Consider the following 19256-nt stretch of genomic DNA (forward strand, 5'->3'; position numbering starts at 1 on the left):
GAATCCGGGCGTCCCTCACGTTTAGATGTTCAGGCCGTGGGCTGGGTGAGCCTGCGTGCTGCCGCGACGTACAGTTCCACGCCGTACTCCAGGGCGCGTTCGTCGATGGTGAAGCGGGGGTGGTGGTGGGGCGCCGTGATGCCCTCCTCCACGTTCCCGGCCCCGATGATGATGAACGTGCCGGGCGCCTTCGTGAGGTAGGCGCTGAAGTCCTCGCCGCCCATGTTGGGTTTGCCTTCCAGCAGGGTGACCTCTGAACCGAGGGTGTCCCGGACCACCTCGCGCAGGAGGCCGGTGGTGGCGGGATCGTTGTGCAGCGCGCGGTAGCCCTGCCGGTAGTCGAGGGTGTAGCTCGCGCCGTAGGCGTCGGTGATGCCCCGCAGCAGCCGCTCCATCTGCCGCGGAATCCACTCGCGGAGTTCAGGGTCGAAGGTCCGCACCGTGCCGCCGAGCGTGACGCTGTCGGGAATCACGTTGTGGGCGGTGCCGCCGTGAATCTGCGTGACGCTCAGCACGGCGGGTTCCAGGGGGTCGCGCTGACGGGAAATGATGGTCTGAAAAGCCAGGATCACCTGCGCGGCGATCACCACCGGATCGACCGTCTCGTGCGGATTCGCGCCGTGCCCGCCCTTGCCCCGGAGGGTGATCTCAAAGCCATCCGGGGCCGCGAGGAGGGGACCTTCCCGCAGGACGACCACCCCGGTCGGAATGGGACTCATCAGGTGGGTGCCGACCACCACGTCCACACCGTCCATGATTCCGGCGTCCACCACCTGCTGCGCGCCGCCCGGGAAGGCTTCCTCGGCGTGCTGGAAGATGAAGCGCACCTCGCCGTGCAGGTTCTCGGGGTGGGCCGAGAGGACCTGGGCGGCGCCGAGCAGCATCGCCGTATGGCCGTCATGCCCGCAGGCGTGCATCACGCCGGGATTCTGCGAGGCGAAGGCCAGCCCGGTTTCCTCCTGGATGGGCAGGGCATCCATGTCGGCGCGCAGCAGCACGGTGCGGCCCGGCCCGGCCTGCCCCTTCAGGGTGGCGAGCACGCTGGTGGGCGTGGGGCGCGTAACCGTCAGGTTCGGCATCTCCCGCAGCCGCGCCTCGACGAAGGCGGCGGTCCGGTGTTCCTGAAAGGACAGTTCGGGGTGCTGGTGCAGGTAACGGCGCCAGGCGATCACCTGCTCGCGCAGGGCCTCGCGCTCGCTCTGGAGGGTATCCGTCATGTCCGCCTCACTGCTTCCCTTCGAGGGTGATGTCCTGGAAGGGGATCAGGGACGTGGCGCTGGGGGTCCAGCCCTTCACGTAGGTACGGGCGGCAGCCAGCGGGCGCGAGTGGACGATGGGAATGCGGACGTTGGCGTCGTAGGTGATCTGCTGCATCTGACCGTACAGCTTGGCCTGCGCGGCGCGGTTGTCGGTGGCGGCCACGGCCTTCATCAGTTGGAGCAGGGTGGGGTTGCTGTAGTTGGTGTCGGCGTCCCCGTCCGGGCCGTAGTGGGTGTTGTAGAAGCTGTACGGGCTGGCGTACGGCCCGCTCCAGCCGATCATGTACATGTCGAAGCCGGGCGATTTGCGGGCGTCCGTCAGGTACTTGGCCCAGTCCTCGGTCTTGAGGTTCGCCTTGATGCCGATGGCGCCTAGGTCAGCGGCCATCGCCTCGGCAATGGGTTTGGGCGTGGGGAAGTATGGGCGGCTGACCGGCATGTACCACAGGTCCAGGGAAAACCCGTTCGGATAGCCCGCGTCCGCCAGCAGCTTCTTGGCCGCCTGCGGATCAAATTTGTAGTCGGCGGGCACGGCCGGATTGTTGGCCCATTTCAGGACTGGGGGGACGATGCTGGTGTCCGTGTCGGCCAGGCCGTTCCAGAAGGCGTCCACGATGGCCTTTTTGTTGATCGCCATGCTGATAGCCTGCCGCACCTTGGGGTTTTTCAGGTACGGGTTCGCCACGTTCATGCTCAGCAGGCCCACGTTGAACGAGGGGAGGATGACGGGCACCAAGTTCTTGTCGGCCTTCACCGCCCCCAGTTGCTCGGGGTTGAGGTCGCTGGTGAAGTCGATGGCTCCGGCCTTGAGTTCGTTCAGGCGGGCGCTGGGGTCTTTCAGGAAGCGCAGGATGAGCTGGTCGTAGCTCGCCTTGGTGCCCCAGTAGTTCTTGTTGGGCACCAGCGTGATGCGGTCGCCCGTCTTCCACGACTGCATGATGAAGGGCCCGGTGCCGACCGGCAGCGCGGCAGGCGTGCCGTACACCGCGCCTCCCTTCTTGACGGCCGTGGGCGACGCGATCCCGAAGAAGGTGGTCGCCATCGTCGCCGGGAAGGGCGCGAAGGGCCGGGTCAGCGTAAAGACGACCCTGTCTGGCCCCTCGGCACGCACGCTCTTCAGGATGTCGCCGGGATCACCCTTGAAGCCGCCGAACGTGATCTGCCAGGAGGTAAAGGTCTTGCTCTGCGCCTTGGCGCCGCCGGGCGCCCCCGGGTCCCACCAGCGGTTGACGTTGAACACCACCGCGTCGGCATTGAAGGGCGTGCCGTCCGTGAACTTCACGCCGGGCCGCAGATAAAAGGTCCATTCGCTCGCGTCCTTGTTGGGGACCCAGCGCAGCGCCAGACCCGGCGCGAGGTCCGTGGTGCCCTTCTTGAACTTGACCAGGTAGTCGTAGACCTGCGACTGCGCCAAAGTCGAGTTGCTGTCGATGATCGTGCCGGAGTCGAGCGACACGGGCTCGCCGCCCATGCCGAAGACCAGGGTGGCAGCCCCGGCGCTGCCGGAGATCAGGGCGAGGGTGAGTCCGGCAGTGAGCAGCTTCTTCAACATGCGGTCCTCCAATGGAAAGGCGGAAGGGGGCGTCTTGCTCCTCTGGTCCGAGAAGCGGTGCCCAGCGGGAACCATCCTCGCAGGTACGGGCTGCACAGGCCCACCGCGCCTGGGGCTACCGGTGCAAGCGAGAGGCGGCTTGAGCCTTACATACTTGTCAGTATGTTAATGCTACGTGGCTTGCCGGGCGCTGTCAAGGGCGGGAAGCCGGAGGTCGTGGAAGTTGTCTGGAGGAGGACTGGCCTCTCCCGCAAGGGTTACCCTCCCCCCCTATGACGCCGCTGACCGTGAGCCTGACCCGCACCTGAGCCAAGACCCCGTCCAACCCGAGGCCCAGCGCATCCTGGTGGGTGACCGGACTGACCGCCAGCGCCCAGCCGCTGCATCTGCAAGCCGACGCGCTGATCGTGCGCGAGCTGCTGGCCTCGCCGCCGGGTGGGAGGACGAGGGCATCACCCGTCCCGGAGCGCGTGCGGCCTTCACGCTGTGGGACCGGGTCGGGGAGAATCCCGCGCCCCGGTGCTGTAGGTGCGGCCCGAGAGGCGCTCAGGAGAGTCACCCAGGGATGCCGCGCGGGAGAGGACTTTCCGGTCCACCCGCAACACTTCCTGTCGGTATGGAAAAATCCGGAAGGCGCGTCAGACCAGCGCGCCCACCAGACCGGCCAGTGCCTCCGGGCGGTATCGCTGGCCGGTGGCGTGCAGCAGTTGCCGGGCCAGGCGCAGGGCCGGGAGGGCCGCGAGGTCGAGGCGCGCCGCGCCGCTGGTGCCGGTCGTGCCCTGCCCGGTCAGGTCCGCGAGGGTGTGGTACGGCTGGAGCAGCCCCGCCGGGAGGCTCCCGCTGGCCAGAACGATCAGGTCCGCGCGCTCGGCCAGGGAGATCAGGGCCGGGTCGCGGCGGCCCAGGGCAAAGGCCCGCACGCTGGCGGGCAGCTCACGGGCGAAGCGTTCGGCATCCGGCAGGTGATCGGTGGCGATGCCCACATGCTCGAACCCCAGGCGCACCAGCGGGAGCGCCCGCGCCAGATCGGCAGCTCCGCCCAGGAAGAGGGCGCTGGCCCCGCGCGCCGCGTAGCCGCTTTCCTCGACCGCGTCCATCAGGGCGTCAGCGAGGGTATAGGTGGCGTGGACGCCGCCGCTGGCCGCCCCGCCCGTGAAAGCCACGGCGTCCACCCGGCCTGCCCGGCGGGCATCGGGGTCGGGGTCAAGCACCTCGGCGGCGGCGATCTCCAATGTGGGATGGACCAGCGCGCCCGCGAAACGCAGGGTCCGGCAGGCTTCCAGCACTGCCGTCAGGTCGTCATGGGGGACGGTCAGGGCGACCAGCCCCACCTCCCGGAAGGCGCGGGCAGCCTGCGACGAGTATCCGATCAGGGCGAGGGGCGCATCAGGGATGGCGGACATCAGCGTAAGTGTACCGCGCGTCACCAACCCGGCGAGCAACGGCAGGGGCCACCCGCAGAAAGGGGTGGCCCCTGCTCGTCACAGGTTGAGTCTGGAACGCTCAGTGAGGCTTGTTGGCGGGGTTCTGGGCGTTGGGCGCGGGGTTCTGGGCCGCGTCCTGATTCTGGGAAGCCGTCGTGGGACGGCTCGTGGCCGGTGCGCCGGGTTCGGTGGAGGCGCCCCACGTCGCGCCCGTGGTGCCTGCCTGGGTGCCTTTGGCGGGGGCAGGGGCAGGCGTCTGGGCGGGTTCCTCGATGCGCTCCAGCCACATGCTGCCCACCAGGTTGCGGGCGCTGCGGCCCGCCTTATGGAGCCGTTCGGCCGCTTCGGGGCTGACGCTGCCGACCGCGTCCAGCAGGGCCTGACGGGCGGCGGGCACCCGGGCCAGCACGACCGCTCCGGCACCCAGCAGGACCAGCGCGACCGTCCCGCCGCTGATCCCGCCTCCGGACTCGGCGCGGGCACTCTTGTGGGCTTTGGCCTGTACGGCATTGAGCTTGGCTTTCCCCTGCTTTTCCAGGCGGGCCAGGTCACGCGCCGTCTGTTTCTTCAGGGGCGCGATCCGCTTCTCGACGGCGCGTTCCAGCTTGTCGGCGTCCCAGCGGCGTCGGGTGCGCCGCAGGTCCTTCTCAGCGTGGCGGCGGGCCCGGGCCAGTTTCTGCTCCAGGTCGTGGCGCTGGCTTGCCAGGCGGTCCTGGGCCTCCGACCGCAGGGCCTTCCCGGCCTTGCTGGCCTTCTTGAGGTCCTGCTTCGCCTGGTGCCGCGCCTGCTCCAGGGCCTTCTGCGCCTCACGGCGACGCCCTTCGGCCAGATTCTCGGCCTGCCCGGCGAGGGACTGCACGCGGTCTTCCGCCTCCGCCAGCAGGGACTTTCCGGCCTTACGGGCATCCTTGAGATTGTCCTTGACCTGCTCCTGCACCTGCCCCAGGGCCTTCTGCGCCTCGCGGCGGCGGCCCTCGGCCATGTCCTGCGCCTCCTGCACGGCGCCGCGCGCCTCGCGCTTGAGATCAGCCGCCCTGTCGGCCACCACGCCGACCACGTTCCCCGCCACGTCCTGGGCATTCTCCAGCAAGGCCTGGGCGCGGCCGGGGACTTCCTCGCGCAGCGTCTCCAACGTCTCCGCGCCCTTGTGAACGGCGACCTGCGCGGCCTGCTGCGCCTGGCTGGCAGCGGTCGCCAGGGCCGGTTTCACCGTCTCGTCGAGCGTTTCCTGGGCGCTGTCCAGCAGGTGATGGGTCCCGCTCACCAGTTGATGGCGGGCATTCCGGTTCAGGGCCAGGGCCAACAGGCCGCCGAGCAGCAGGAGGCTGGTGCCGCTCACACCCGTGTCATTGCTCTTCATGTGATGCTCCTTTCGCGTCCCGCACCCGGCAGAAGGCAGGCGGGGAACCATGCGGCCCATTGTCGCCGCCCCCGGCACCGAGAGTGTGGGGAAAACGTAACGCAGGTTTCATGTTCCGGCCCTGACACCGTGATCCCCACGCCTCTCTCCTCCCCGGCAAACGCTCTACACTCGGAGGGTGACCCGCAAGGCCCGCGCCGCCACAGCACCACCCGCGCCGCCCACCCCGGCCCCGGCGGGACCGCCCCTGTCCCGGCTGGAGGTCCGCAATCTGGCCACCATCCGCGACCTCACCCTGGAGTTGTGGGGCGGCTTCAGCGCCTTTACCGGCGAGACGGGCGCGGGCAAGAGCATCATCGTGGACGCGCTGGGGCTGCTGCTGGGCGGGCGGGCGAACACCGACCTGATCCGCACCGGTGAGGACGGCCTGCTGGTGACCGGCTTCTGGGGCGAGGCGGAGGGCGAGGCCAGCGCGAGCCGCCGCGTGACGGCGCAGGGCCGCGGCACCGCCCGGCTGGACGGCGAGGTGGTCAGCGTGCGCGAGCTTCAGGAGTGGGCGGCCACGCGCCTCACAATCCACTGGCAGCACAGCGCCGTCAGCCTGCTGACCCCCGCCAACCAGCGGGCGCTGCTCGACCGGCAGGTGGTGGCCGACCTGGGCGCGTACCAGGCGGCCTACCGGGCCTGGACGGACGCGCGGACCCGCCTGGAAACGTTGCGGGCCAATCAGCGCGAGCGGGCGCGGCAGCTCGACCTGCTGACCTTCCAGGTGCGCGAGATCACGGCAACGAATCCCCAGCCCGGGGAGGAAGAGCCGCTGACGGCGGAACTCACCCGCCTGTCGAACCTGGAGACGATTGCGCTGGGGGCGGCGGGGGCGCTGGAGCTGCTGTCGGACGGCGAGACGAGCGCGGCGGGCCTGATCGCGGAGGCCGTGCGGGCGCTGAACGCGGGGGCCAAGTACGACGAAACCAGCGCCCAGCTTCAGCAAGACCTGCGGGGGGCGCTGGACAGCGTGCAGGCGGTGGTGGGCGAGCTGCGCGGGGTGGCCGAGGACAGCGCCCCCGACCCGGGGGAACTGGCGCGGGTGGAGGCGCGGCTCTCGGCGCTCGGAAAGCTGCGCGCCAAGTACGGCCCGGCGCTGGAGGACGTGCTGGCCTTCCAGGCGGGGGCGGAGGAGGAACTCGCGGCCCTCACCCGCGACGAGCAGGACGCGGGCACCCTGGAAGCGGAGGTCAGCCGCCTGGAACGCGAGGTGCGGCGGATGGGTGAGGCGCTGGACGCGGCCCGGACCCGGACGGCGGGACCGCTCGCCTCGCAACTCGTGAACGTGATCCGCGAGCTGGGGATGCCGCACGCCCGGCTGGAGTTCCGCCTTTCTCCCCTGCCGCAACCCGGCGCGGCGGGGCTGAGCGACGTGACGCTGCACTTCACGGCCAACCCCGGCGAGGCCCTCGGACCGCTGGCGGACGTGGCCTCGGGCGGCGAGCTGTCGCGCGTGATGCTGGCGATCAGCACCGTGCTGGGAGCGGAGACGCCCGCCGTGGTCTTCGACGAGGTGGACGCCGGGATCGGCGGGGCGGCGGCGCTGGCCGTCGCGGAGCAGCTCTCCCGGCTGGCGCGCGAGCGGCAGGTGCTGGTGGTGACCCACCTCGCCCAGATCGCCGCGCGGGCCGACCACCATTACAAAGTGGAAAAGCAGGTGGAAGGTGGGCGCACGGTCAGCCGCGTCCGTCTGCTGACCCCCGAGGAACGCCTGGAAGAGATCGCGCGGATGCTGGGCGGCAACACCTCCGAGGCCGCGCTGACGCACGCCCGGGAACTGCTGGCGGGGCGCGCGGCGAAGGCGACCTGAAGCGGCCTTCCGCCCGGTTCAACGTGGGTATTTGATCAAGGGCACCTTCAGTCGGCGGTCAGGCGGCGCCCCTAAGCTGACCGCATGAACAAGACCCTGACTGCCGCGCTCGCCCTGAGCGCGGGCCTTCTCGCGGGCTGCACCATGACCGGCCCCGGCAACCTGAAGGTCCACGAGGCGCTGCTGTACGGCGGCACCCAGGAACGCATCGTGTGGGTGTACGGGAACCTGGGGCAGAGCGCGCAGAGCAGCGTGAAACTCGGCGGCACGGCGGTGGACCTGCGCGCCCAGGTCGAGGACCCGCTGGCGGTGGCCGGAACCCTCAGCGTGAACGGCAAGGCGACCTACCGCCTGCCCACCACCCCCATCACGCCCAAGCTCTCGGTCACGCGCGACACCCGGGGCCTGTTCAATGTCGCCATGAACGAAGGGGGCAGCGCGGTGTATTACACCGACGGCCGCACCTGGACGCGGCTGAACGCTGGCTCGGGCAGCGGCGTGAGCGGGACGGCCGTCGGCGGCCTGCGCGGCGCGGGCAACCTCACGGATACCGAGGCGGACGCCCTGGGCACGGCGCTGCTGAACCAGGGGCCGCTGGCCGTCGCCGTGCTGAATGAAGCCGCGGTCCCCGACCGGCCCCTGACGGTAGAGCCCCAGCCGGGCGAGTACCTGCGGACGGCGCTGTACGTGCTGCCCGGCGTCCCCACGGTCGCGGCGACCACCGGCACCGTGACGACGACGCCCGGCACCCCCGCCCCCACATCCAACCCGGGAGGCCGCGTGACCTTTACCGAACTGGCCAGCGGCAGCAATGCCAACGCGAGCACGTCCGCCGTGCAGGTGGCGACCACCCAGGCGGCGGTGAATGCCCTGTACAACCTCGCGTATGGGCGGCAGACCGGGGTGCCAAACGTGCCTGGCCTCACGGGGGGCGAGACGGTCGTGGGCGTGTTCCTGGGGCAGCGGCCCACCGGCGGATACGGCGTGCAAGTCACGGGCGCCAGCGCGCAGGGCGGCGTGCTGACGCTCACGGTGGCTATCACCGCCCCCGGCCCCGGCAGCATCACCACGCAGGCCCTCACGAGTCCCTGGACCATCGTGCGGGTACCCGGCACGTACCGTGACGTGCGGGTGGTGGACCCCCAGGGCCGCCCCTTCCAGACGGGCGCGGGCGGCGAGGCCAGGTAGCGCCGGGCGAACGCAGGGGGAGCAGCGCCCTGCCGCGCTGCTCCCCCTTATCCCGGCTGTTTATCCCGGTCAGGGCGCCATGTTTCTGTCCGCGTAACAACACAAAGTTTGGTTTGGAACCGGTTCATGGGCCAGGATGGAGGAGGACTTCTAGACATCAAGCCCTGAAGGTTCGGGACCCCTCCCGCACGAAAGGAACCTTGCCATGAGCCTGACCCACACTCCGCTGCTGCAAGATCTCGGTATCCAGAACGCGACCATTCACCACAACCCCGGCGTGGAGGAGCTGTACGCCGCGGCCCTGCGGCTCGGCGAGGGCGAGCAGGCGGCCACCGGTCCCCTGGTGGTCCACACCGACAAGACCGGGCGCAGCCCCAAGGACCGCTTTATCGTCGAGGACGACACGACGCAGGACAGCGTGTGGTGGGGCGGCTTCAACACGCCGATCAGCCCGGTGGTGTTCGACCGCCTGCTCGACAAGATGACGGCCTATGCCGAGGGGCGCGAGCTGTTCGTGCAGGACGTGTTCGCGGGCACCGATCCCCGCCACCGCATCGCCGTGCGCATGATCACCGAGATGGCCTACCACTCGCTTTTCGTGCGGAATATGTTCGTGCGGCCCACCGAGGAGGAACGGGAGAACTTCCAGCCCGAGTGGACCGTGCTGAATATTCCTTCCTTCAAGGCCGATCCCGCCACGGACGGCGTGAGGAGCGACACCTTCATCCTGGTGAACTTCGCGCGGAAGATGATCATCGCGGGCGGCACGCAGTACGCGGGCGAGAACAAGAAGGGCATCTTCGGCGTGCTGAACTACCTGCTCCCCGCTTCGGGCGTGATGCCGATGCACTGCTCGGCCAACGTGGGGGAGGAAGGCGACGTGGCCCTGTTCTTCGGCCTGAGCGGAACCGGCAAGACCACCCTCAGCGCCGACCCCGCCCGGCGGCTGATCGGGGACGACGAACACGGCTGGACCGACGAGGGCGTCTTCAACTTCGAGGGCGGCTGCTACGCCAAGGTGATCAACCTCAACCCGGACGCCGAACCCACCATCTACCGCACCACCCAGACTTACGGCACGGTGCTGGAAAACGTGGTGCTGAAGCCAGACGGCACCCCCGACCTGAACGACGGTTCCCTCACCGAGAACACCCGCAGCGCCTACCCGATCACCCAGATCGGTAACATCGTCGAGGAAGGCCGGGCCGGGCATCCCAAGAACATCGTCTTTCTGACCGCCGACGCCTTTGGCGTGCTGCCGCCGCTGAGCCGCCTGACGCCCGAACAGACCATGTACCAGTTCATCAGCGGCTTCACCGCCAAGATTCCCGGCACCGAGCAGGGCGTGACCGAACCGCAGCCCACCTTCTCCACCTGCTTCGGGGCGCCCTTCATGCCCCGGCACCCCGGCGAGTACGCCCGGTTGCTGGCACAGAAGGTGCAGGAGAGCGGCGCGCAGGTGTGGCTGGTCAACACCGGCTGGACCGGCGGCCAGTACGGCGAGGGCCACCGCATGAGCATCAAGCACACCCGCGCCCTGTTAGGCGCCGCGCTCTCCGGGGAACTCGACAACGTGCCCTTCGAGCGCGAGCCGTTCTTCGGGCTGGAGATTCCCACCGAAGTGCCGGGCGTGCCCAGCGAGGTGCTGAACCCCCGCGAAGCCTGGGCCGACAAGGCCGCCTACGACCGCACCGCCCGCAAGCTGGCCAGAATGTTCCGCGAGAATTTCAGGCGCTTCGAGGACGGGGTGGACCCGGCGGTGACGGCAAGCATGCCGGAGCACAGCGAGGCGTAAGGCCTGTCAATTTTTCCACCGCCCCGGCTGAGGCTGGGGCGGTTTCGCTGTGGGGTGAACACCCCTTCTACGTCAAGGCGTGGTCAGACGCTGGGGAGAGGCCCAAGCCGGTCGGTCACGAGGACCTGGGCAAGCACTGGGTCGGCGCAGGCCATCTGAAGATCGGGGATAAGATCAAGCAGGCGGACGGCACCACGGGGGTCGTCGCCAACGTGGTCACCCTTCAGCAGACGCGGGAGATGTTTAACCTAACTGTCAGCGAGGCCCATACCTACTACGTGGGCACGCAGGGCTGGTTGGTGCATAACTGTAATGCAGCGGCGGCGGAAAATTTCCTCCTTAACAATGTTCCTGGTCTTGCAAAACAAAATAAGGTCACTGCGGTCTATGATAAGGCAACAGGTAAGTGGTACTATGGGACAAGTGGTAGTGTGCCCAAGAACCCGCACGAACTTACGCAGGGCTTAATTGACAATGCCCTACAAAATGTTACGAATCCCCCCAGATGGTCTTGCGGGAATTGTGGCGAGTTCAATGCGCTCGATAATGCAGTAAAAGGTGTAGCCTCTTCTGGGAGAACTCCCCAATTATCCGACTTTGAAATGTTTACATTCATGCGCCGAGGCAGAGGAGACAACATACGTCTTATCCCCGAAGCACCCTGCGCCTGGTGTCAGACTCTACGGCCAAACGTTGGAAAAATGTACCCGTGATAAGGAGTTGTTGTGAGCGAGTTGTGCCAAGAAGCAATTGATGTCGTTGGTTTGGCCAGAACATGGTCGCACCCTCCACGAGCTTGGAGTGAAGTTGAATCGCTGTACAAAGGGTGTGGCTGTCCGAGTTTAGAAACAGCAAAGGAGTTTCTCTCTAAGTTTGAGGGATTGAAGTTCTTTGCTGCCTCTCCTCTGCAAATTGATTCTAGGATTAATATGGATGAGATGATTATACATCGGCCCTTATTTAAGAAAGATACAGTATGGGTTAACTTAGATTTGGAAGAGGTCTGCGATACTTATTCCCAGGAGGTTGAGGGTGACGTATACTCCCGCGTGCTGAATAAAGAAGTGACACCTATTGGAGAGGTGATTACGTCAAATGGAGTGGAGTCCTTGGTGATAGACCAAGTAGGGCTTATTTATGCCGCTGTATTCGGCTCTATTGGCTTGGTAGGCAAAGACAGTGAAGACGCCATCAATAGATTAGTGTTGGGCACGGAATATTGGAGGACAAGCCCTGCGGCGACTATCAATTTCGATATGAGCGAATATTCGTAGCAGTTACATTACAACTACCCACTCACCTAATCTCCGTTCCCGTTAAATTCGCCTGACAGAGACAACCGCCCCATTCCCCTTGGGGCGGCTTCTCTGTTCCTACCCGCCCGGCCACACCTGAGCAGCGCAAGCAGCGGCAATGGCAATCAAAAAGCAGTCCTCCGCTGTCTCCGCCTCAACCACCAGCTCAACATCCCCTCAGGCACCTCCGGCGGTTTCGGCATGCCAGCAGGCCAAAACGTTAGGTCTTGCGCACAGCGGGTGGTGGAAGTCCTAAGTCCACTCACATAGGAGGCGCGCGGGAAACCACTATTTGGACAGCGCTCCCTAAATCACACCCAGCCGCACCAACTCTTTCGGCTCGAACACAGGAATGTTCAGCCTGTTCCGCAATCGCAACAGGTGCTTGTCCTTCGTCACGATGCCGTTAGCCCCCGAGGCCACCAGCAGGTCCAGCAGATACCAGTCCTTCGGGTCCGGGCACGACGGCCAGTCCAGTTGCTCCACCTGCTCGTAATACTCCCCGATCCGGTGGAGTTCCCCTGCCGTGCGAAACGCGAACGACGGCGTGATGACGCCGCCACCCATCCCCAGCACGGCGGGATACGTCAGCACCTCGGCCAGTTCGGTGAAATGCGTCTCGCTCAGCACGAACACCACCTCGAAGCGCCGTGCTGCCTGATAGAGGTCTACCGCCGGGCCATGCAGGCTGGTCAACCCACTGAGCAGAACGTTCACATCGGGGACGAGGCGAAGCGTATTCAACGCTCGTCCCGCTCGTCTTTTCGCAAGGCTTCCAGAAGTGAGTTCCCCGCGAACCGCTCGCGCAACGCCTCCTCCGACAGGGCGGGGGCACGCTTGACCTGTTCGACTGGTCGGCGCTCCCTGGCCCACTGCACGGCCTGGTCAATCAGGTCCTCGCGCTCCTCGTCCGTGAGATGCGCGAAGGCCTGGCGAAGCGGCTCGAAGGGATCGGCCTCTTCCTGAAGTTGCAGGGCGGTGTTGCCGAGGACCCGGTCGATGGCCGCCGTGGGAATGCGGTACTGCGCCCGTCCGGTGGCCGTGGTTCGCACCCGGATGGCTTCCAGAGCGCCCTCCTTGATCTGACGGCGCACGGTGTCGTCGCTGACGTGTAGGAGCTTGGCGGCTTCCTGCACGGTCAACAAGCGGCGTGGTTCGTGTTTGCGTCCAGTCATCCTCTCACCCAGCCCCACCTTACCGCACCAAGCGCAGGAGGCGCAGGAGGCGCAAGACATGGCAACGCTCGACCTGCCCGCAAGCGGGCAGGAAGCGAGGCAGAAATGCCGAAACGTGGAAACAGAAAGGGCAGCATTCAGCAGCGGGGCGAGCGGTATGTCGCCGTCCTCACCCTCGGTCGGGACGAGAACGGACGGCAGAGGCGCAAAACGGTACGCTTCGACAGCCGTGAAGAAGCGGAGGCGTGGCTGAAGCGGCAGAAGACAGCGGCCAGCGTGGACTTTGGCTTACCTGAGGGTGACCTCGCTGTCGGTTTGGGACGGGAGACACCCTTCTCGGCATTCCTGGTCACTTGGCTGAATGCCAAGCGCCATCAGGTGCGCGAGAAGACCTGGCGGGACTACGAGCGTGTTGTGCGCCTCCACCTCGTTCCTTCCATCCTCGGCCCCATCGCCTTAGGTGCCCTCACGCCCCTGCATATCGAACGCCTTATGCTGAACTTGCTGACCGCCGGACACAACGCCACGCTCGCTTTCGTGGTGCTGCGCGTTGTCAAACTGGCCCTCGGGCAGGCGGTGGATTGGGGGCTGCTCCCCTTCAGCCCTGCGGCGCGCGTGAAGGCGCCAAAACGACCACGAAAGGAAATGAAGGTGTGGACGCCGGAACAGGCCAGAACATTCCTTGACACCTGCCGGAAGCACCAGCCGCGACTGTACCCGCTGTTCTACCTCGCCCTGACTACTGGAATGCGACGTAGCGAACTCCTCGGACTGCACTGGGACGACGTTCATCTCCACCGGGGCGAGTTGTTGGTGCGGCTCAGCCTCGTTCAGTGTGGACCAAAAGCGGTGCTGAGCGATCCGAAGACACCCGCCAGCCGTCGCCGCGTCCTGCTGTCCCCGGACACAGTGACTGTGCTACGCGAGCACTGCACACGGCAGGAAGCCGAGAAGGGTCGTTAGAAGAAATGTAGCCCTCCTGAGGAGGGACTCGTGTTCCCGTCCACGGTGGGACGCTTCCAACTGCCCTGCACCCTGGTTCGGATCTTCCACAAGCTTGTGAAATTGGCGGAGGTGCCCGACGTTCGCCTCCACGATCTGCGGCACACAGCGGCGTCTCTTCTGGTGCGGCATGGAGTGCCGATCAAGGCGGTGGCGGAACGACTGGGGCATCGGGACGCGAGCTTGACGTTGCGGGTGTACACACACGTCTACGAGGAGCAACGGCGAGAGGCGGCACTGAGCCTCGACCAACTGCTGGGCGGGCACAAATAGCGGGGGAGGTGCTACCGGGATGCTACGGCGGTGCTACTGCGCCCCCGGTAGCACCTGCCCTTCAAAAAGAGGCCGAACGGTTCGGCCTCTTTCCTTGAACACTCCCCCTACGTCAAGGCGTGGTCTGACCGCCCAAGCTGAAACCCGAGCAGCATGATCAATTCGCCGGTTCCGCCTCCACCACCTGCCTTTCCCCGCTCAGGCTGATGCCCACGCTGGCCGAGATCACGCAGAGGATGGCAAGCCATTGCAGAACCGAGAGGCGCTCGTGCAAGAAGAGCAGGCCGCTCAGGGCGGCGATGGCGGGTTCGACGCTCATCAGCACGCCGAAGACGCGGGCAGGGAGGGCGCGCAGGGCGACCATCTCCAGGCTGTACGGGAGGGCGCTGGAGAGGACGGCGACGGCGAGGCCCGCGAGGAGGGCGGAAGGCGCCAGCAGCGTGACGCCTGCCGTGGCGATACCGAACGGCAGCGTGACCACCGCCGCCACGATCATCCCGGCGACCACCCCCGTCACGCCCGGCACCCGCCGCCCCACCGCGCCGCCTGTCAGGATGTACAGCGCCCAGAAAGCCCCGGCGGTCAGCGCCAGCCCTGCGCCGAGCAGATCGAGGTGTCCTCCCCCGCCGTGCGGCGCGATCAGCACGATGCCCAGCGCGGCGAGGGCCACCCACAGGAGGTCCTGTATCCGGCGGGAGAGCGCGAGCGACAGCACCAGCGGCCCCACGAACTCCAGCGTGACCGCCAGCCCCAGCGGCAACCGCGTGAGGGCCAGGTAGAACGAGAGGTTCATCAGCCCCAGGGCCACGCCGTAGGGCAGGACGGCCCGCCAGGCTTCCGGGGTCAAGGCGCGCAGGCGGGGACGAAACACCAGGCTCAGCAGGGCGGCGGCCAGCGTCACACGCAGGGCGGTGGTACCCGCTGCGCCCAGCGCAGGAAACAGCGTCTTGGCGAAGGCGGCGCCGCCCTGGATGCTCACCATCGAGAGCAGCAGCGCCGGGACGGGCGGGAGGGCAGGCAAGGCACGGCGCACGCGGGGCATTATGCCGCCCGCAGGCCCGGCGAGCAGAAACCGCTCCCGTCATAGCAAGGGCGGGAGCGGTCCGGCTGACCGTTAAAGGCGGACGGCCGAGGGCTTCCCCCTCATGCCCACCTGATCAGCCCCGCCTCCAGTTCGTTGCTCAGGCCGTCGATCTCCGGCAGCATCCGCACGCCCACCGAATAGAGGCCGCTGTCCTCCAGGGGCACCTGCGCGCTGTACTTGCCGTCGCCCTGGGAGGTCAGGGGCACGCGGGTGATGTGGTGACCGCGCTTCAGCACCGCCTCGACCCGCAGTTCCTCGGGCCGGATGCCCGCCGGGTTCACGCTGGCCTGCACCTCGACCTTCTGGCCGGGTCTGGCGGTGGCGGGCAGGTGGGCCGTCGCGTTCAGGCTGGTGTGCGGCCACTGCTGGCGCACCCAGGTTTTCCAACTGGCGACCTCGCGGGCGCGCTGGCTGCCGTTGGCGGCGAGGGCCGCTCCCCGCTGGCTGAGCGGCAGATAATACTGCTGCGTGTAGTCGATCACCTGCCGCTGCATCGAGAAGCGCGGGCTGACGGTCTGGAGGGAGCGGCGGACGGTGTGCGCCCAGCCGCTGCGGCCTTCCGCCTCCGGCGAGGCGGGCGCGTAGTAGAGCGGCACGATCTGGGTTTCGAGCGTCTGGTAGAGGCTGTAAGCGTCGGCGTCGTCCTGCACGTTCAGGTCGGTATACTCGCGGTCCTCGCCGATGGGCCAGCCGTTCGTGCCGTCGTACCCCTCGCGCCACCAGCCGTCCAGAATGCTGAAGTTGGGCGCGCCGTTGAAGCTGGCCTTCATGCCGCTGGTGCCCGATGCCTCCAGCGGACGCCGGGGATTGTTCAGCCAGATGTCCACGCCCTGCACCAGGTGGCGGGCCACCGCCAGGTCGTAATTTTCCAGAATCACGATCTTGCCCCGGAACTCCGGTTCCTGGCTGACCTTGTAAATCTCCTGAATAAAGGCCTTGCCGGGGTTGTCGGCGGGGTGGGCCTTCCCGGCGAACACGATCTGTACCGGTCGGGCCGGGTCGTTCACGATGCGGCTGAGGCGGGCCTTGTCCCGGAAGATCAGGGTCGCGCGCTTGTAGGTGGCAAAGCGCCGCGCGAAGCCGATGGTCAGCGCGTTCTCGGACAGCACGCTCTCGGTGGCCGCGAGGTCGGCGGCGCTGGCCCCGTTGCGGGTGAGCTGCTCGCGCAGGCGGCGGCGCACGAAGGCGATCATCTCGCGCTTCATGTCCAGTTGCACGTCCGCCAGTTGCGCGTCGGAGAGCCCCTCCACCGCCGTCCACATCGCCTCTTCCTGAAGGCGCTCGGTCCAGTCGGCGGGCAACACCGTGCTCAGCAGGTCGCGCATCGCCTGCGAGGTGAAGGTGAGGTTATGGGCGCCGTTCGTGATGTGGCCGATGGGCACTTCCTCGGCCTCCGCGCCCGGATACAGGAACTTCCACATCTCGCGGCTGACCTCGCCGTGCAGCTCGGAGACGCCGTTGGCCGCGCGGCTCATGTTCAGGGCGAACACGGTCATGCTGAAGGTCGGCACCCAGTGGCCGTCCCAGAACTGGTCCTGCCGGGCCAGACCGTAGAGTTCCTCGCGCGAGGTGTGCAGCCGGGCGGGCCACTGGCCCAGGTACTTGTCCACCAGGTCGTAGGCGAAGGCGTCGTTCCCGGCGGGGACGGGCGTGTGGGTGGTAAACAGGGTGTTGCTGGCGACCGTCTCCTGCGCGGTGCGGAAGTCCAGCCCGCCTTCCACCAGTTCGCGGATGCGCTCCAGGCCGAGCAGCGCGGCGTGCCCCTCGTTCATGTGGTAGACGCCCGCCGGGACGTTCAGCGCCCGCAGCGCGCGGATGCCCGCCACGCCCAGCAGGAGGTACTGCTGGAAGCGCAGGTCCTGGTTGCCGCCGTAGAGCCGCGCGGTGAGTTTGCGGTCCTCCTCGCTGTTCTCGGGCACGTTGCTGTCGAGCAGCAGCACCTTGATGCGCCCCACCCGGAGTTCCCAGACTCGCACCTGCACGTCGCGGTCCCCGATGTGGACCTGCACCCGGACCTCCTCGCCGGAGGGCGTATGCGCGGCGCGGATGGGCAGGGTGGTGACGTCCACCTCGTCGTAGGCTTCCTCCTGCCAGCCTTCCTTGTTCAGGAGCTGCCGGAAGTAGCCCTGGTAAAACAGCAGCCCGACGGCGGTAAAGGGCAGCCCCAGGTCGGAGGCACTCTTGCAGTGGTCGCCCGCCAGCACGCCGAGGCCGCCGCTGTAGATGGGCAGCGCCTCGGCAAGGCCGTACTCCATGCTGAAGTAGGCGACCGGGGCCAGGCCCGCCGCGTGCTGGCTGGCCCAGGTGTCCTTTTTCCCCATATAGGCGTCGAAGTCGGCCAGGACCCGGGTATACCGGTCCACGTACTCGGGGTCGGCGGCGGCCTGCGTGAGGCGTTCCTGCGAGACTTCCAGCAGCACCCGCACCGGGTTGTGCTGGAAGCGCTCCCAGATGTCGGGGTCGAGGTCGCGGTACAGGGCCTGGGCATGAGGGGTCCAGGACCAGTACAGGTTGTAGGCGAGTTCGGACAGCCGCCCGATGGCTGGAGGCAACTGGGGGAGGACGGTGACCTGACCGATGACGTTCATACCCGCTGAGCTTACACCACCCTGCCGGGACCACTTTCCGCCAGTCCAGACCGCCAGGCGCGGCAAAAATGGACCGACCCAGACACGCCCCCGGGCGCCTGTCAGCCCCCGCCCGCCAGCAGTTCCCGGCGTTCCCAGGTCACGACCCGCTTCAGGACGGTCCGCAGCACGAACACGGCGGCGAACAGGCCGATCTGGGTCCAGGTGGTGAGTTCTATCGTCCGCAGCAGCGTCGCCACGACCTTGAGGTTCAGGGCCAGCAGCAGGCCCTCCGCCACCTGCAACCGGGCGTGCAGCAGCCCACCCCCCCGGACGAGGGTCAGCAGTGCGGCGACGACGTACCCGAAGATGACCACGTTGGTGACCAGTTCCACGAACAGGCGCAGGACGCCGAGCATCCTTAGCCCTGTTCGCGGCGAATGGGCTGGGTGATGCTGGCGTCGGCGGCCTGCTGCTGCGACCGCGCCTCCTCGCGCACCTCCTGACCCAGGAAGTAGTTCAGGGCGGTCCGGATGCCCGCGATGGCCGCCAGCTTGCCGATGTCGCTCCAGTTCGGCGCGACGGCGGTCCGCAGGATATCGGCGGCCAGCAGGAATTCCAGCACCACGGAAAGCCAGCGGCCCAGGCGCAGGCGAATGGCCTCCTTGAGCGATTCGGGCTTCTCGTGCTGCACGAAAAACAACTTCAGCGAACTCCACACCGCCTCGATCACCGCGATACCCACGATGATCCCGGAGACACCCTCCACTCCGGTCGCCAGGTACTGCGTGATGATGCCCACCGTCGCCTCGAACTGCGCGAAAAAACCGCTCAAGCTGCCTTCCATGTCAGCAGGCTAGGTCCCGGCGGGCCGCGCGGGTGATAGCGGCGCAGAGGGGGCATTGAGGAAACACCGGGCCAGCACAGTAGCCTGGGGCATGACCCTCCCGCCCGCCAACGAGGACGATCCGCAGGCCCTGCTGTACGCCGAGGGGGACCGGCTCGCCCGGCGGCTCGCGCAGACGCTGGGCGGCGGCGAGGCGGATGTGGCCCGGGCGCACCTGCTGGGCCTGAGCCTCGCCGTGAATCTGGTGAATGCCCTGCTGCCCACCGTCGAGCAGGTGACGCGCCACGCCGGAAAGCCGCTGCATGCCCACCTCACCGGGGACGAGCGGGGCCGCGCCGTGATCGAGACGGTCACCCCCAACGGCGAACCCCATGCCCGCCTCCCGGTGGACGACCTGCTCGACTCGGCCCTGTACCGGGGCGGACAGCTCCATCCCACCGTCCAGGCCCATCTCGCGCAGGCCATGCACGGCAGCGAACACCACGCCACCCGCGCGCTGGCGGCCTGCCTGAAAAGCGCCCCCGTGCTGGACGCGCTGCGGCGGCACCTCACCGCCTTGCTGAAGCAGGGCTGATCCCGA

Annotated in this window: 18 protein-coding genes; 8 read left to right on the plus strand and 10 right to left on the minus strand. The window is 67.4% G+C overall.

Annotated features, from left to right (window positions below; translation table 11 throughout):
• Positions 1-29: 29 nt before the first annotated feature.
• The 4 genes from E5F05_RS14110 to E5F05_RS14125 form a co-directional block, all read right to left on the minus strand.
• Positions 30-1217, minus strand: coding sequence for a M20 family metallopeptidase (locus tag E5F05_RS14110; RefSeq protein ID WP_129119270.1), 1188 nt, complete (start codon positions 1215-1217; stop codon positions 30-32).
• A 7-nt stretch (positions 1218-1224) separates the two neighbouring features.
• On the minus strand, positions 1225-2811 hold the full coding sequence (locus E5F05_RS14115) for an ABC transporter substrate-binding protein (protein ID WP_129119271.1): 1587 nt from the start codon (positions 2809-2811) through the stop codon (positions 1225-1227).
• Positions 2812-3449: 638 nt separating this feature from the next.
• Positions 3450-4214 carry a shikimate dehydrogenase gene (locus tag E5F05_RS14120; RefSeq protein WP_129119272.1) on the minus strand — a complete coding sequence of 255 codons (765 nt, stop codon included), beginning with the start codon at positions 4212-4214 and terminating at the stop codon, positions 3450-3452.
• Between the two features lie 100 nt (positions 4215-4314).
• Positions 4315-5595 carry an alginate biosynthesis protein AlgP gene (locus E5F05_RS14125; RefSeq protein WP_129119273.1) on the minus strand — a complete coding sequence of 427 codons (1281 nt, stop codon included), beginning with the start codon at positions 5593-5595 and terminating at the stop codon, positions 4315-4317.
• Positions 5596-5773: 178 nt separating this feature from the next.
• Between E5F05_RS14125 and recN the strand changes: the two genes are divergently transcribed.
• The 5 genes from recN (at position 5774) to E5F05_RS14150 (ending at position 11707) form a co-directional block, all read left to right on the plus strand.
• Positions 5774-7450: a DNA repair protein RecN gene (gene recN, locus E5F05_RS14130; protein ID WP_129119274.1), complete on the plus strand. Its 1677-nt coding sequence runs from the start codon at positions 5774-5776 to the stop codon at positions 7448-7450.
• A gap of 84 nt (positions 7451-7534) precedes the next feature.
• Positions 7535-8638, plus strand: coding sequence for a protease complex subunit PrcB family protein (locus tag E5F05_RS14135; protein WP_129119275.1), 1104 nt, complete (start codon positions 7535-7537; stop codon positions 8636-8638).
• Between the two features lie 205 nt (positions 8639-8843).
• Positions 8844-10433 carry a phosphoenolpyruvate carboxykinase (ATP) gene (pckA, locus tag E5F05_RS14140; protein WP_129119276.1) on the plus strand — a complete coding sequence of 530 codons (1590 nt, stop codon included), beginning with the start codon at positions 8844-8846 and terminating at the stop codon, positions 10431-10433.
• A 125-nt stretch (positions 10434-10558) separates the two neighbouring features.
• Positions 10559-11146, plus strand: a complete 588-nt coding sequence (locus tag E5F05_RS14145; protein ID WP_260177123.1) for an HINT domain-containing protein — start codon at positions 10559-10561, stop codon at positions 11144-11146.
• Positions 11147-11158: 12 nt separating this feature from the next.
• Positions 11159-11707 carry an SUKH-3 domain-containing protein gene (locus E5F05_RS14150; protein ID WP_129119277.1) on the plus strand — a complete coding sequence of 183 codons (549 nt, stop codon included), beginning with the start codon at positions 11159-11161 and terminating at the stop codon, positions 11705-11707.
• Positions 11708-12034: 327 nt separating this feature from the next.
• Here the strand turns inward: E5F05_RS14150 and E5F05_RS14155 are convergent, their stop codons facing one another.
• Entirely contained in the window at positions 12035-12445 is a 411-nt protein-coding gene (locus E5F05_RS14155; RefSeq protein ID WP_241687167.1) for a putative toxin-antitoxin system toxin component, PIN family, read from the minus strand.
• Between the two features lie 23 nt (positions 12446-12468).
• A complete protein-coding gene (locus E5F05_RS14160; RefSeq protein ID WP_129119279.1) occupies positions 12469-12903 on the minus strand; it encodes a helix-turn-helix domain-containing protein in 435 nt (144 codons plus the stop codon).
• A gap of 105 nt (positions 12904-13008) precedes the next feature.
• Between E5F05_RS14160 and E5F05_RS14165 the strand changes: the two genes are divergently transcribed.
• Together E5F05_RS14165 and E5F05_RS22105 are read left to right on the plus strand one after the other, a co-directional pair.
• Positions 13009-13866 carry a tyrosine-type recombinase/integrase gene (locus E5F05_RS14165; protein WP_129119280.1) on the plus strand — a complete coding sequence of 286 codons (858 nt, stop codon included), beginning with the start codon at positions 13009-13011 and terminating at the stop codon, positions 13864-13866.
• Between the two features lie 45 nt (positions 13867-13911).
• Positions 13912-14178: a tyrosine-type recombinase/integrase gene (locus E5F05_RS22105; protein WP_425322072.1), complete on the plus strand. Its 267-nt coding sequence runs from the start codon at positions 13912-13914 to the stop codon at positions 14176-14178.
• Positions 14179-14335: 157 nt separating this feature from the next.
• Here the strand turns inward: E5F05_RS22105 and E5F05_RS14175 are convergent, their stop codons facing one another.
• The 4 genes from E5F05_RS14175 to E5F05_RS14190 form a co-directional block, all read right to left on the minus strand.
• Positions 14336-15220: an EamA family transporter gene (locus E5F05_RS14175; protein ID WP_129119282.1), complete on the minus strand. Its 885-nt coding sequence runs from the start codon at positions 15218-15220 to the stop codon at positions 14336-14338.
• 101 nt (positions 15221-15321) lie between these two features.
• Positions 15322-17850 carry an alpha-glucan family phosphorylase gene (gene glgP / locus E5F05_RS14180; RefSeq protein ID WP_129119283.1) on the minus strand — a complete coding sequence of 843 codons (2529 nt, stop codon included), beginning with the start codon at positions 17848-17850 and terminating at the stop codon, positions 15322-15324.
• A gap of 101 nt (positions 17851-17951) precedes the next feature.
• Positions 17952-18248: a DUF1622 domain-containing protein gene (locus E5F05_RS14185; protein ID WP_129119284.1), complete on the minus strand. Its 297-nt coding sequence runs from the start codon at positions 18246-18248 to the stop codon at positions 17952-17954.
• Positions 18249-18250: 2 nt separating this feature from the next.
• Positions 18251-18676, minus strand: coding sequence for a DUF1622 domain-containing protein (locus E5F05_RS14190; protein ID WP_129119285.1), 426 nt, complete (start codon positions 18674-18676; stop codon positions 18251-18253).
• Between the two features lie 91 nt (positions 18677-18767).
• Here E5F05_RS14190 and E5F05_RS14195 point away from each other — a divergent pair, with 91 nt between their 5' ends.
• Entirely contained in the window at positions 18768-19250 is a 483-nt protein-coding gene (locus E5F05_RS14195; RefSeq protein ID WP_129119286.1) for a hypothetical protein, read from the plus strand.
• Positions 19251-19256 lie beyond the last annotated feature (6 nt).

It is taken from the genome of Deinococcus metallilatus (assembly GCF_004758605.1).
GTDB classification, from domain to species: Bacteria; Deinococcota; Deinococci; order Deinococcales; family Deinococcaceae; genus Deinococcus; species Deinococcus metallilatus.

Coding starts and splice junctions, on each gene's coding strand:
- E5F05_RS14125 (WP_129119273.1), bottom strand. CDS start 5,595: ATGAAGAGCAATGACACGGGTGTGAGCGGCACCAGCCTCCTGCTGCTC.
- E5F05_RS14120 (WP_129119272.1), bottom strand. CDS start 4,214: ATGTCCGCCATCCCTGATGCGCCCCTCGCCCTGATCGGATACTCGTCG.
- E5F05_RS14110 (WP_129119270.1), bottom strand. CDS start 1,217: ATGACGGATACCCTCCAGAGCGAGCGCGAGGCCCTGCGCGAGCAGGTG.
- E5F05_RS14190 (WP_129119285.1), bottom strand. CDS start 18,676: ATGGAAGGCAGCTTGAGCGGTTTTTTCGCGCAGTTCGAGGCGACGGTG.
- E5F05_RS14115 (WP_129119271.1), bottom strand. CDS start 2,811: ATGTTGAAGAAGCTGCTCACTGCCGGACTCACCCTCGCCCTGATCTCC.
- E5F05_RS14165 (WP_129119280.1), top strand. CDS start 13,009: ATGCCGAAACGTGGAAACAGAAAGGGCAGCATTCAGCAGCGGGGCGAG.
- E5F05_RS14160 (WP_129119279.1), bottom strand. CDS start 12,903: ATGACTGGACGCAAACACGAACCACGCCGCTTGTTGACCGTGCAGGAA.
- E5F05_RS14195 (WP_129119286.1), top strand. CDS start 18,768: ATGACCCTCCCGCCCGCCAACGAGGACGATCCGCAGGCCCTGCTGTAC.
- E5F05_RS14185 (WP_129119284.1), bottom strand. CDS start 18,248: ATGCTCGGCGTCCTGCGCCTGTTCGTGGAACTGGTCACCAACGTGGTC.
- glgP (WP_129119283.1), bottom strand. CDS start 17,850: ATGAACGTCATCGGTCAGGTCACCGTCCTCCCCCAGTTGCCTCCAGCC.
- E5F05_RS14135 (WP_129119275.1), top strand. CDS start 7,535: ATGAACAAGACCCTGACTGCCGCGCTCGCCCTGAGCGCGGGCCTTCTC.
- E5F05_RS14175 (WP_129119282.1), bottom strand. CDS start 15,220: ATGCCCCGCGTGCGCCGTGCCTTGCCTGCCCTCCCGCCCGTCCCGGCG.
- pckA (WP_129119276.1), top strand. CDS start 8,844: ATGAGCCTGACCCACACTCCGCTGCTGCAAGATCTCGGTATCCAGAAC.